The 13,315-nt window shown below is 66.9% G+C and carries 11 protein-coding genes; 4 read left to right on the top strand and 7 right to left on the bottom strand.

The features are described 5' to 3' along the window. Window positions 1–60: 60 nt before the first annotated feature. Window positions 61–867, bottom strand: coding sequence for a crotonase/enoyl-CoA hydratase family protein (locus KXD98_RS22800; RefSeq protein WP_260760593.1), 807 nt, complete (start codon window positions 865–867; stop codon window positions 61–63). Between the two features lie 70 nt (window positions 868–937). On the opposite strand from KXD98_RS22800, the gene KXD98_RS22795 reads away from it, so the two are divergent. Beyond that, window positions 938–2,587 (top strand): acyl-CoA synthetase, encoded by a 1,650-nt coding sequence (locus KXD98_RS22795; protein WP_260760591.1) that lies wholly within the window; start codon window positions 938–940, stop codon window positions 2,585–2,587. Between the two features lie 141 nt (window positions 2,588–2,728). After that, on the top strand, window positions 2,729–3,850 hold the full coding sequence (locus KXD98_RS22790; RefSeq protein WP_260760590.1) for a nitronate monooxygenase family protein: 1,122 nt from the start codon (window positions 2,729–2,731) through the stop codon (window positions 3,848–3,850). Between the two features lie 9 nt (window positions 3,851–3,859). Here the strand turns inward: KXD98_RS22790 and KXD98_RS22785 are convergent, their stop codons facing one another. The 6 genes from KXD98_RS22785 to KXD98_RS22760 are packed head-to-tail and all read right to left on the bottom strand — an operon-like array spanning window position 3,860 to window position 12,001. Then, entirely contained in the window at window positions 3,860–4,984 is a 1,125-nt protein-coding gene (locus tag KXD98_RS22785; protein ID WP_260760589.1) for a 3-ketosteroid-9-alpha-hydroxylase subunit A, read from the bottom strand. Continuing rightward, entirely contained in the window at window positions 4,981–6,528 is a 1,548-nt protein-coding gene (locus tag KXD98_RS22780) for an FAD-binding protein (protein ID WP_260760587.1), read from the bottom strand. Before KXD98_RS22780 ends, KXD98_RS22785 begins: the two co-directional genes overlap by 4 nt. Next, window positions 6,512–8,191, bottom strand: a complete 1,680-nt coding sequence (locus KXD98_RS22775; protein ID WP_260760586.1) for an AMP-binding protein — start codon at window positions 8,189–8,191, stop codon at window positions 6,512–6,514. Before KXD98_RS22775 ends, KXD98_RS22780 begins: the two co-directional genes overlap by 17 nt. Beyond that, the gene (gene fadD17, locus KXD98_RS22770) at window positions 8,188–9,699 is read right to left on the bottom strand and encodes a long-chain-fatty-acid--CoA ligase FadD17 (RefSeq protein ID WP_260760585.1); all 1,512 of its coding nucleotides are present in this window, start codon (window positions 9,697–9,699) and stop codon (window positions 8,188–8,190) included. Before fadD17 ends, KXD98_RS22775 begins: the two co-directional genes overlap by 4 nt. A 7-nt stretch (window positions 9,700–9,706) precedes the next feature. Then, entirely contained in the window at window positions 9,707–10,807 is a 1,101-nt protein-coding gene (locus KXD98_RS22765; protein ID WP_260760584.1) for an acyl-CoA dehydrogenase family protein, read from the bottom strand. 15 nt (window positions 10,808–10,822) lie between these two features. Then, entirely contained in the window at window positions 10,823–12,001 is a 1,179-nt protein-coding gene (locus tag KXD98_RS22760; RefSeq protein ID WP_260760583.1) for an acyl-CoA dehydrogenase family protein, read from the bottom strand. Window positions 12,002–12,140: 139 nt separating this feature from the next. Between KXD98_RS22760 and KXD98_RS22755 the strand changes: the two genes are divergently transcribed. Together KXD98_RS22755 and KXD98_RS22750 are read left to right on the top strand one after the other, a co-directional pair. After that, window positions 12,141–12,332 (top strand): ferredoxin, encoded by a 192-nt coding sequence (locus KXD98_RS22755; protein WP_260760582.1) that lies wholly within the window; start codon window positions 12,141–12,143, stop codon window positions 12,330–12,332. Window positions 12,333–12,345: 13 nt separating this feature from the next. After that, window positions 12,346–13,254: a 3-oxoacyl-ACP reductase gene (locus KXD98_RS22750; RefSeq protein WP_260760581.1), complete on the top strand. Its 909-nt coding sequence runs from the start codon at window positions 12,346–12,348 to the stop codon at window positions 13,252–13,254. Window positions 13,255–13,315: the final 61 nt, after the last annotated feature.

The following is a 13,315-nucleotide window of genomic DNA, read 5'->3' as shown; positions in this document are numbered from 1 at the left end:
CCGATTTCGGGTCAGATCGTCGGCATGCGCCGCCGGCCCACTCGGCAGGGCCGGATTGGTCTACTTCAGTTTCCAGACCGGCTTGCGCTTCTCCAAGAACGCTTTCGGGCCTTCCTTGGAGTCCTCGGAGAGGAACACCGGAATGCCGTTGGCGGTGTCAGGCTTGAAAGCCTCTTCCTCGTGCATGCCCTCGGTCTCACGGATGGTCTTCAGGATCGCCTGCACCGCGAGTGGGCCGTTGCCGTTGATGACCTCGGCGATCTCGAGCGCCTTGGTCAGGGCCTGCCCGTCGGGGACCACGTGCCCGATCAGACCGAACTCCTTGGCCTCGGCGGCGCTGATGTGGCGGCCGGTGAGCAGAATGTCGCAGGCGACGGTGTAGGGGATCTGGCGGACCAGCCGGACCGCCGAACCACCCATCGGGTATAGGCTCCACTTGGCCTCCGACACGCCGAACTTCGCGCTCTCACCGGCCACGCGGATATCGGTGCCCTGCAGAATCTCGGTGCCCCCGGCGATCGCGGCCCCCTCGACCGCGGCAATCAGCGGCTTGGTCAGCCGCCGGCCCTTGAGCAGCGCCGGGATCCTGGTCGGATCGAACCCGCCCTTGAACGAGTCGCCAGGCGCTTGACTGTCGGCCTTCTTGAGGTCCATACCTGCGCAGAACGCGCCGCCCGCGCCGGTCAGGATGCAGCTGCGGATCTCGGGATCGGAGTCGACCCGATCCCATGCCTCGACCATGATCTGCATCATCTCGGTCGAGAGCGCGTTTCGTTTGTCCGGCCGGTTCATCGTGACGATCAGAGTGTGTCCCCGCTGCTCGACGAGTGCGTCGGGACCCTTTTCCGATTTTTGTTCGTCGCTCACGGACTGATCCGCCTTCCAGCGTCGTTGCCACAGACTTGTCTGAAAATGTAACACGTTCTAGTTTAGAGTCGTGGCTCTGAATATCGCCGACCTCGCCGAGCACGCCATCGACGCCGTGCCTGACCGTGTCGCCCTCATCTCGGGTGACGAGACCTTGACCTACGCCGAGTTGGAGGAGAAGGCCAACCGGCTGGCGCACTACCTGCTCGACCAGGGGGTGAAAAAGGACGACAAGGTCGGGCTGTATTGCCGCAACCGCATCGAGATCGTCATCGCGATGCTGGGCATCATCAAGGCCGGCGCCATCCTGGTCAACGTCAACTTCCGCTATGTCGAGGGCGAGCTGAAGTACCTGTTCGACAACTCCGACATGGTGGCCCTGGTGCACGAGCGCCGCTACGCCGACCGGGTGGCCAACGTGCTGCCCGAGACGCCGAACGTCAGGACCATCCTGGTCGTGGAGGACGGCAGTGACGACGACTTCGCACGTTACGGCGGCGTCGAGTTCTACTCCGCGCTGGAGCAGGGTTCACCGGAGCGTGATTTCGGTCCGCGCAGCGAGGACGACATCTACCTGCTCTACACCGGCGGCACCACCGGGTTTCCCAAGGGTGTGATGTGGCGCCACGAAGACATCTACCGAGTCTTGTTCGGCGGCACCGACTTCGCGACCGGTGAGCCCATCGCCGACGAGTACGGCCTGGCCAAGCAGGCCGCAGAGAGCGGTCCGATGGTGCGCTACCCGATTCCGCCGATGATTCACGGCGCCACCCAGTCGGCCACCTGGATGGCATTGTTCTCGGGGCAGACCACGGTGCTGGTGCCCGAGTTCGACCCCGACGAGGTCTGGCGCACCATCGCCGAGCACAAGGTCAACCTGCTGTTCTTCACCGGCGATGCGATGGCGCGCCCACTGCTCGATGCGCTGCTCGCACATCAGGACAAGGGTAACGAGTACGACCTGTCGAGCCTGTTCCTGCTGGCCAGCACGGCGGCGCTGTTCTCGACAAGCCTGAAGGAGAAGTTCCTCGAGCTGCTGCCCAACCGCGTCATCACCGACTCCATCGGATCCTCGGAGACCGGTTTCGGCGGCACCAGCATCGTGGCCAAGGGGGAGTCGCACACCGGCGGTCCGCGGGTGACCATCGACAAGAACACCGTGGTGCTCGACGAGGACGGCAACGAGGTCAAGCCCGGCTCGGGGGTGCGCGGCATCATCGCCAAGCGCGGCCACATCCCGGTCGGTTACTACAAGGACGAGAAGAAGACGGCCGAGACCTTCCGCACCTACAACGGCGTGCGCTACGCCATCCCGGGCGATTACGCCGAGGTGGAGGCCGACGGCACCGTGACGATGCTGGGACGCGGTTCGCAGTCGATCAACAGCGGCGGCGAGAAGATCTATCCCGAAGAGGTCGAGGCTGCCCTGAAGGGTCACCCCGACGTGTTCGACGCGCTGGTGGTCGGTGTGCCCGACGATCGCTACGGTCAGTGTGTGGCCGCCGTCGTGCACCGCCGGCCCGGCACCAATCCGACGCTGGCGGACCTCGACACGTTCGTCCGCCAGGAGATCGCCGGCTACAAGGTGCCGCGCAAGGTCTGGTGGGTCGACGAGATCCATCGCACACCGGCCGGCAAGCCGGACTACCGGTGGGCCAAGGACACCACCGAGGAGCGGCCCGCCGACGACGCGCACGCCAACCATGCTGGGGCGAAGTGACGGGAGAAATAGTGCCGGGGCGAGCGAAGCGACGGGAGAAATAGTGCCGGGGCGAGCGAAGCGACGGGAGAAATAGTGCCGGGGCGAGCGAAGCGACGGGAGAAATAGTGCCGGGGCGAGCGAAGCGACGGGAGAAATAGCATGAAAACCGAACTCTGCGAACGCTTCGGCATCGACTATCCGATCTTCGTCTTCACCCCGTCGGAGAAGGTCGCCGCTGCGGTGAGCAGGGCCGGCGGGCTCGGGGTTCTGGGATGCGTGCGATTCAACGACGCAGACGACCTGGAAAACGTCCTGCAGTGGATGGATACCAACACCGACGGCAAGCCCTACGGTGTCGACATCGTGATGCCGGCCAAGGTGCCCACCGAAGGAACCTCGGTGGACATCAACAAGCTGATTCCGGCCGAGCACCGCGAGTTCGTCGACAAGACCCTCGCCGATCTCGGTGTCCCGCCGTTGCCCGAGGACGAAGCCCGCTCCGAAGGTGTTCTGGGATGGCTGCATTCGGTGGCGCGCAGCCACGTCGAGGTGGCTCTCAAGCACCCGATCAAGCTCATCGCCAACGCGCTGGGCTCCCCGCCCAAAGATGTCATCGACCAGGTCCATGCCGCCGGTGTGCCCGTCGCAGCCCTGGCGGGTTCACCCAAACATGCGCTGCGCCATGTCGAGAACGGCGTCGACATCGTCGTCGCACAAGGTCACGAAGCCGGTGGCCACACCGGGGAGATCGGTTCCATGGTGCTGTGGCCGGAGATCGTCGATGCGCTCGACGGCAAAGCACCGGTGCTGGCCGCCGGTGGGATCGGCACCGGTCGCCAGGTCGCCGCCGCGCTGGCCCTGGGCGCCCAAGGTGTCTGGATGGGTTCGGCGTTCCTGACCTCGGCCGAATATGACCTGGGTGTGCGCCTGGAGTCGGGCCGTTCGGTGATTCAAGAGGCGATGCTGAATGCCACGTCGGCCGACACCGTGCGCCGACGGATCTACACCGGTAAACCCGCCCGCCTGCTCAAGAGTCGGTGGACTGACGCCTGGGATGCCGAAGGGGCGCCCGAACCACTGCCGATGCCGCTGCAGAACATTCTGGTCAGTGAAGCGCATCAGCGGATGAGCGAGTCGAAAGACCCGACCGCGGTCGCCATGCCCGTCGGCCAGATCGTCGGCCGGATGAACGAGATCCGCCCGGTCGCCGACATCATCGCCGAGTTGGTCAGCGGTTTCGAAGAGGCCACCAAGCGCCTCGACGGCATCCGCGAAAGCTGACCCCGGGCGCTACCGACGCGCGGCCAGGTTCTGCTCGACCTCCTGCTGCCACAGATCGTAGGCGTGGGTGGTGTCGACTTCCTGTTCGTAGCGATCCGTCATGTCGGCGGTGACTTCGGCAGCGTCGACGTAGAACTGCTGATACCAACGGCGGTGCTGATAGACCGGACCGTCCTCCTCGGTCAGCAGCGGGTTCTCGATCGGGGACTTGTTCTTCCAGATCTCGACGTCTTCGAGGAATCCCTCTCCGAACGACCGGCTCATCGCGCCGGCCAACTTGGCGGCCTTGTCGGCGGGCAGACTGGGCATCTGCTGCACGGCCACCCCCCACTGCAACATGAACGAGTCATGCGTCACCGGGTAGTGGCAGTTGATCAGCGCCACCTCGACGGTGAAGTCCGGCGCGAGGTCGTTGTGTAGCCAGTTGATCATGTACGCGGGACCGAAGTACGTCGCCTCAGACCGCAGATATGTTCCGTCCCAGAGCTTCTCCGGGTTGGCGATGGAATCCGGCCGTGGCTTGGACTCCATGAACTGGCTGGCCATGTGCCCTTCGATGACGTTCTTGAAGTACGTGGGATAGGCGTGATGGATGTAGAAGAAGTGCGCCATGTCGACGTTGTTGTCCACGATCTCGCGACAATGAGCGCCCTCGATCAGGATCGAGCTCCACTGCCACGGTGACCACCGGCCCTCCTCGTAGCCCTCGATCGTCGGCGGGGTCAACTCGGGCGCCGGCGCGTTGCCTTCGGGGTCGTGCCACACCAGCAGCTGACCGTTGACCTCGGTGGTGAGCCAGGCTCTGGTGCGGGCCATCCGCGGCGTGCGTTTGGCGTAGGGGACCAACGTGCACCGGCCGTCGCCACCCCATCGCCAATCGTGGAACGGGCACGCGACCGAGTCTCCTTTGACGGTGCCGCGTGACAGATCGCCGCCCATGTGCCGGCAGTACCCGTCGAGCACCTTGATGGCGCCGCTGGAGTCGGCAAACACCACGAGTTTGGTACCGAACGCCGAGATGCTGTGCGGTTGGCCGTCGCGGAAGGACTCCGCCAGGCCCAGGCAATGCCAGCCGCGGGCGAACCGCGTCATGGCCGGCCCGGGGTCGATCTCACGGAGGTCGTTCTGGGTCATCGCGAGCCTTTCTTCATGTCCAGCACGGCCAGGTGGCTGAACACCATGCTGGTTCCGATCGGATTGCCGCCGCCGGGGTAGGTGGTTCCGCTGGGCGCTGCCATGGTGTTTCCGGCCGCGTACAGTCCGGTAATCACAGTGTCGCGCGCATCGAGCACACGGGCAGCCGAATCGGTGCGTAGACCACCTTTGGTACCCAGGTCCGAGACGCCGAATGCAGCCGCGTGGAACGGGGGCCGCTCGATCGGACGCAGCGGGGACGCTCCGCCGGAGAACGCCCGGTCGTACGGTTCGTCACCGCGTCCGAAGTCTTCGTCGACGCCACGGCGGGCGAAGTCGTTGAACCGCGCGACGGTGTCGGTCAGATTGTGCGGCGGTACGCCGATCGCGGCGGCCAGCTCCGCCAGGGTGTCGGCAGAACGCCACAGCCCGGCGGACCGGTAGGCCTGCGGTTCCACCATCGAGACGTTGGTGGCCTGCACCGGCGGGACCCCGCCATCGCTGTCGTCGTAGACCATCCAGTACGGCAGGGTGACGTCTCCGCGCGTCATCGCGTCCAGCACGCCGCGCCCGAGTCGGTCATAGGACGCCGACTCGTTGACGAACCGCCGGCCGCCGTCGTCGACGAACAGGCCGCCGGTGAACCACAACGCGAACGCGGCCGTGCCGTCGGGATGCATCAGACCCGGCGACCACCACGCCTGGTCCATCAGATCGACGTCGCCGCCCACCGCCATCGCCGCCAGGTGGGCCAACCCGCGATTCCCGCACGGGCCCATGGTGTCTCGCGACGTTCCGGGCACCCCGTAGCGTTCCCGCATCTGGTCGTTGTGCTCGAAGCCGCCGGCAGCCAGTAACACGCCGCGGGTGGCCCGGATCGATCGGCGCCGACCGGCGGTCTCGACGACCGCGCCGACGACCTTGCCATCATCGACCACCAACTCGGTGAGCGCCGTGCTGAGTTCGGTGCGCGCGTGCGGGTACCGCTGCAGGGCAATCAGGAACCGGGCGATCAGCGCGCGGCCCCCGACGAAGTAGTCCTGCGGGGTCGGGCTGCCGAGCCGATCGGTGTCCAGTGGGCCACGAACCAGGTCACGGAGGTGCGGTGCCGCAGCCACCTTGATCGGCTTGGCCGCGATGTGCCGCATTCCGTCGGCGCGAGCCTTGGGCGCCTTGCCGAAGTAGTCGGGCCACGGCAGCAGCGTGAACTTGATCTGTTCGTCGGACTCCAGGTACTCGACAAGTGGCGCGCCACCGCGCACATAGGTTTCCTGCAATGCGCGGGGCGTACGGTCACCGACCACGGCCCGGTAGTACTCCAGCGCGTCGTCGAGGGTGTCATCTGCCCCGGCACGCAGCAGAACCGGATTGCACGGGAACCACATCCCGCCCCCGCCGGAATAGGCCGTGGTGCCCCCGAACTTGTCGGTGGCCTCGACGAGCACGACGTCAAGGCCTTCCCGTGCTGCCGTGTAGGCCCCGGTGACACCGCCGGCGCCGGAGCCGGCGACCAGCACCTCGGTGGTCTCATCCCAGTCGGGCATGGTGTTGCCTTCCGTACGTGGCGAATTCGGCATCCAGGGCCGCGCGGTCCCGGTCGCTCAGCAGCGAGTATCGCGGACGGCCCCGGCCGGCCCAGCGGAACACCGGCTCGTCGGTGTGCCAACGCTGGGCCTGCAGATCGCGCTTGAGGATCTTGTTCGATGCCGTCGTCGGCAAACGAGTCGACACTCGCAGCAGCCGCGGGAAACCCATACGCCCCAGATCTTCCTGATCGGCCATGAAGTCCGCGAACTGCTCGACGTCGAAGCTCTGCGGGTCGTCCACCTCCACGGCGGCCATCACCTGATCTCCCGATCGTGGGTCGGGCACGCCGTAGACGGCGGTGGCGAGGACCGCCCGATGGCGGCGCAACACGCGTTCGATCGTCAGCGCGGAGAGGTTCTCACCGTCGACTCGTATCCAATCACCGCGTCGGCCGGCGAAATACAGGAAGCCCTCGGCATCGACGTAGCCCAGATCGCCCGACCAGTACCAGCCGTTGCGGACGCGTTCGGCGTCGGCGATCTCGTTCTTGTAATAGCCCTCGAAGTTGGCCGCACCCCGCTGATCGACGATCTCGCCGACAGCCTCGTCGGCGTTGAGCACCTGTCCGGCCGCGCCGAGCATCGCCGGAGGGCAGCGTCGCAGCGTCACGGGGTCGACGATCGCCACCTCTGGGTGCGCGGGCCGGCCCAACGCTGTCGGCGGGGCCGCGGGGTCAGGCACGGCCACCGCGCCGCCCTCGCTGGAACCGTAACCTTCGAACAACTCGGCGCCGAACCGGCGTCGGAATTCCTGCTGGTCGTCCGGTGAGGCCTCGGTGCCGAAGCCCCGAGTCAGGGTGTTGTTCGCGTCGTCCGGGTGCTCCGGGGTGGCCAGCAGGTAGGCCAGCGCCTTGCCCACGTAGGTGAAGAACGTCGCGCCGAAGGCCCGGACATCGGGCAGGAATTGGGACGCCGAGAAGGCCGGTGTCAGGCATACCGTCGCGCCGACGGCCAGTGCCGGCGCCCACAGCGCCATGATCGCGTTGCCGTGGAACAACGGCATACAGCAGTAGTCGACATCGCCGCGGTGGTGGCCGTATTTGTCGCCGGCCGCATAGGCGATCCCGGCCAGCCGGCCCTGGCTGCACTTGACTGCTTTCGATGTCCCTGTCGTGCCGGAGGTGAACAGCAGCAACAGCAGGGTGGCAGAGCCGACACCGTCGGCCCGAGAGGGGGTCCCGCGGTGACGTTGGAGTTCTGCTCGGTAGTCCGGTTCTTCGACGCACAGGATCTGCGACGGTGGCACGCCGTGGTCCAATCCTGCCAACCGCGCCTCGCCGGCGGCGTCGGTGACGATCAGTGCACAGTCGGCGTGCTCGATGTCGGCGGCCAGATCCGCCGGGCCGCGGGTGGGATTGAGTCCCACGATGGTGGCACCGGACAGCGCCGCGCCGCCCAGCCAGAAGACGAAGTCCGCCACGTTGGGCAGCAGCACGCCGATGTGAAACGGTGCGCCGGGGGAGTTCTCGTCGCGCAACGCAGTGGCCAGTGCCGCGCGTGCAGCGGACTCGCCGACGACCTCGTCCCAGGTCCAACTCCGCTCGCGGGTGCGCAGCCCGGGGTGAGCGTCGCCGACCCGGTCGAGCAGCATTGCGGCAATGTCCTGGCGGCGCGGATTCATGGCCGCCGGATCTGGTGGACTGGATCACTACATCGCGTCGCCTCCGCGGAGAGCTGCCGCTTGATCACCTTGAACGTCTCGGTGCGCGGTAACGCGTCGGCCACACGGACGAAGGACGGCCACTGTTTGGGGCCGAGATCGTCTTGTACAGAAAGGAATTCGGTGAAATCCACGGCGTCGAAAGCGGCCCCGTCGCGCAGCACCAACGCTGCCATCACCTGGTCGCCGACCGCGGGATCGGGAATCGGGTAGACCGCGACCTCGGTGACGTCGGGATGGCGCAGCAGTATCCGCTCGATCGGTGCGGTGCCGAGGTTCTCACCGTCTACCCGCATCCAATCACCGAGTCGACCGGCGAAGTAGGCAAAGCCGTCCTCGTCTCGGTAGGCCAGATCGCCGCTGTGGTAGATGCCGTCGCGCATCCGTTCGGCCTCGGCCTCGGGGTCACGGTAGTAGCCCCGGAACTGGCCCGGGCCAGAGACGTTGACCAGTTCACCGACCACCCCGGGCGGACACTCGGTCCCGGTGTCGACGTCGAGAATGGTGACCCCGTTGTTCAGCGGGCCCAGCGCGCCCTCGGGAGTGTCGGGGGTGCGGGCGATCGACACGCCGCCCTCGCTGGAGCCGAACCCGTCGACAACCCGAACGCCGAATCGTCGGGCGAACCGAGCCAGATCCCGTGGCGCTCCCTCGTTGCCGTAGGCGACCCGCAGCGGGTTGTCGGCGTCGTCGGCGCACTCCGGGGTGGCCAGGATGTACGACAAGGGCTTGCCGACGTAGTTGGCGTAGGTCGCGCCGAAATGCCGCACATCCGGAAAAAATTGCGACGCCGAGAATTTGCGACGCAGGGCGATGGACGCGCCGGCAGCCACCGCGGGAGCCCAGCCGGCCATTATCGCGTTGGAGTGGAACAGCGGCATCGACAGATAACAGGTGTCGGCCGGCCCGAGCTCGAACCGCTCGGCGAGCATCATCCCTGGAATCGCCACCTTCTCGTGGGTGCAGCGCACCGCTTTCGGGTCACCGCTGGTGCCCGAGGTGAAGATCAGCATGAACAGATCGTCGGGGTCGGCGGTGCGGAACTCGACGGGTGCCCCTTGCGCGGCGTCGATCTCGGCCCGGAAATCCTTGGTGCCGACGTCGATGACGTCGGCACCGGCCAGGATATCGGCGCGGTCGGCGAGCACCAGCTGACAGTCGGCATGGCTGACATCGCGTCGCAGCGCATCCCCGCGGCGGGTCGGGTTCAGACCGACCGGCACGATGCCCGACAGCGCCGCAGCGACCAGCACCGTGCCGAAGAACGGCGTGTTTCCGAGCAGCACACCGACGTGGGGTGGTCGATCCGGCCGCAGCCGCGACCGCAGCACCGCCGCAAGTGCCGCGCCGTCCCCGATGTGCTCCCGCCAACAGGACCAGGTGAGGGTGTCGTCGTCGACGAAGCTCACGCCGCGGTCGTCGACGTCGGCCAGCGGCGCCAGTAGCGAAGCGACCGTGGGTGCTGGCACTGGCCGGTCAGGCCGGTGTATCGGCCAGCTCGGTGCCGATGCGCAGCAGCGCACCGGTGGCTCCGCCGAGGGCGAACTCGGTCTGCTTGGCGGCCAGGAAGTACCGGTGCACCGGATGGTCGATGTCGATACCGACACCACCGTGGACGTGCACCGCGGTGTGCGCCACGCGGTGACCGGCTTCGGCGGCCCAGAACGCCGCGGTGTCGATGTCGATGTCGGCGGGCAATCCCTGCGACAACCGCCAGGCCGCCTGGGTCAACGTCATCCGCAGTGCCTTGACGTCGATGTACCCGTCCGCCAACCGCGACGACACCGCTTGGAAACTACCGATCGGCCGATCGAACTGCTCGCGCTCGCGCGCGTACTCGGCAGTGAGCTCCAGCGCTCGTTCCACCACTCCGAGTTGAAAGGCGCTGCGGCCCAGTGAGAGGCGAGCGCGGATCCAGCTCAGTGCGGACTCGTCGGCCAGCACGCGATCAGCGCCGACCTCGACGCCGGACAGCGTCAGATGTCCGATGCTGCTGCGTCCGGTCACTGTGAGAGCTTCCATGCCGACCCCGGGGTCGTCTGCTGCCACCACGAAAACGCGTACACCGGAATCGGTTTCGGCTGGAACCAGAAACGCGTCGGCCACCGGGCCATAAGGCACCTGGGTGCGGGTCCCGGTCAACCGGAATGCGCCGTCGGGTCCGCCGCCGGCGCGGACCGGACCGTCACCCATGTCGGCGTCGAGTGCCACGGTGAGGATCTTCTCACCCTTGACCGCCGCCGTCGCCCACTGCCGGGGCGGCCCGGACGCACCGAACTCGGCCAGCGCGCCCGCGCTGACGACCGCGGACTCCAGATACGGCACCGCGGCCATCTGGCGGCCCAGCGCCACCAGCACTGCGACCTGCTCGAGCAGCCCGAAGCCACCGCCGTCCAACGACTCGGGTGCCGCCGCGGAGAGGATGTCGGCATCGATCAGCTTCGACCACAGCGCGTGGTCGACCCGTTGATCGAGCCCGTCGAGATCACGCTGATGTTGCGGTGTGCACACCGATTCGGTGATGGTGCGCACCAGTCCGCCGAGATCGTCGGCGGCCTCGGTCGTGGAGAAATCCATGGAAATCCTCGTCTTTCAGCGGTTCACGCGGGGTAGGCCGAGGGCGACCATGCCGATGATGTCGCGTTGGATCTCGTTGGTGCCACCCCCGAACGTCAGGATCAGGCACGATCGGTGCATCCGCTCGACCCGGCCGCGCAGCAACGCGCCCCTGGAGTCGGGGCGCAGCGTGGCCGCCGTTCCCAGGACCTCCATCAGCAGCCGGTAGGCCTCGGTGGCCAACTCGGTGCCGAACACCTTGGCCGCCGAGGCGTCGGCAGGTGAGGGTGCGGCCTCGGTGGAAGCCAGCTCCCAGTTGATCAGCTTGAGCACCTCGGCCTTGGCGTGCACCCGGGCCAGGTTCAGCTGAACCCACTGGGAGTCGATCAACCGTTTGCCGTGTGCATCCTTGGTGTTCTGCGCCCATTCGCGGACCCCGTCGAGTGCGACGAAGATCGGCTGGGCCGACACCAGTGCGACGCGTTCGTGGTTGAGCTGGTTGGTCACCAGTTTCCAGCCCGCGTTCTCTTCACCGACCAAGCTGGACACCGGTACCCGGACGTCCTGGTAGTAGGTGGCGCTGGTGTCCACACCCGACATCGTGTGCACCGGAGTCCACGAGAAACCGTCGGCCGTCGTCGGCACGATCAGCATCGAGATGCCCCGGTGCTTCTTGGCTTCCGGATTGGTGCGCACCGCCAGCCACACATAGTCGGCGTAGGCGATCAGGCTCGTCCACATCTTCTGACCGTTGATGACGTACTCGTCGCCGTCACGGACGGCGGTGGTCCGCAGCGCGGCCAGGTCGGTGCCCGCACCCGGTTCGGAGTAGCCGATCGAGAAGTGCAGATCACCGGCTGCGATCTTGGGCAGGAAGAACTTCTTCTGATCCTCGGAGCCGAAGTGCATGATCGTCGGCGCGACGCTGTTGATCGTCAGGAACGGCACCGGCACGTTGGCGATCGCAGCCTCGTCGTTGAAGATCAGCCCGTCCATCGGCGGGCGTGCCTGCCCGCCGAACTCCTTGGGCCAGCTCAGCGTCAGCCAGCCGTCCTTGCCCATCTGCGCGACGGTCTCGCGGTAGACGTTGCCGCGGCCGACCTCGCCGTCGTTGCTCGCCAGTGCCTCGGCGCGCTCGGCGGTCATGAGCTTGGCGAAATACGCGCGCAGCTCGCGGCGAAGCTCCTCCTGTTCAGGGGTGTAGCCGATTCGCATCGCGCCGTCCTCACTTGTCTGCCAGCCTGGGTCCGTAGGTTCCGTCCGAGGTGCCAAGGTGTACCTCATCGGTTCCCCGGTTGTAACACGTTCTAGTCTTGGGGTCCAGGGTGGTGCCCCGGACCGACAGGAGGTTCTCATGCGAGTGGAAGTCGATCGCGACCGTTGCGAGGGCAACGCGGTATGCGTCGGAATCGCCCCCGACCTGTTCGACCTCGACGACGAGGACTATGCCGTCGTCAAGGCCGACCCGGTGCCCGCCGACCAGGAGGCGCTGGCCGAACAGTCGGTCAACGAGTGCCCCCGAGCTGCCCTGATCCGACACGACTAGAGGTATTCATAAATTGAGCCAGCTTGATCTGTCCGGCCGCGTCGCGGTCGTCACCGGAGCCGCCGCCGGTCTGGGTCGCGCCGAGGCCGTGGGCCTGGCCCGCGCCGGGGCCACCGTGGTGGTCAACGACATCGCCCCCGCTCTGGACTCCTCCGACGTCCTCGACGAGATCGCCGCGGCAGGGGCCAAGGGCGTTGCGGTCCCCGGTGACATCAGTGCGCGCAGCACCGCCGATGAGTTGGTCGAGACCGCCGACAGGCTCGGTGGCCTGGGCATCGTGGTCAACAATGCCGGCATCACGCGGGACCGGATCCTGTTCAACATGTCCGACGAGGAGTGGGACGCCGTCATCAACGTGCACCTGCGCGGCCACTTCCTGTTGACCCGCAACGCCGCGACCTACTGGCGGACCCAGGCCAAACAAGGTGACGGCACCGTTTACGGCCGGATCATCAACACCTCCTCGGAGGCCGGGTTGTCCGGCCCGGTCGGGCAGCCCAACTACGGTGCTGCCAAGGCAGGCATCACCGCGCTGACCCTCTCGGCGGCGCGGGCCCTGCACCGTTTCGGGGTGCGCGCCAACGCCATCGCCCCGCGGGCCCGGACGGCGATGACCGCCGGCGTCTTCGGCGACGCGCCCGACCTGCCCGAGGGCGCTGTCGACCCGCTCTCGCCCGAGCATGTCGTCAATCTGGTCCGATTCCTGGCCGCGCCGGCCAGCGAAGCGGTCAACGGACAGCTGTTCATCGTCTACGGTCCGACGGTGACCCTGTTGGCGGCGCCGACTGCTGAGCGCCAATTCAGCGCCGGCGACGACATCTGGGAGCCGGCGGCGCTGTCGGACACGTTGGCAAAGTACTTTGCTGACCGAGACCCGGAACAGACTTTCTCCGCGGCTATGGGACTGGGCGACCCAGACTGACTACCACGGGGCGGGGCTGCCGACACTCGCTAGAACACGTTCTAGAATGACCTGTGTCACA

This window comes from Mycobacterium sp. SMC-4 (assembly GCF_025263265.1).
Lineage (GTDB): Bacteria > Actinomycetota > Actinomycetes > Mycobacteriales > Mycobacteriaceae > Mycobacterium.
Note: the sequence above shows the minus strand (reverse complement) of the source record. Positions and strands in the feature narration are given on the sequence as shown.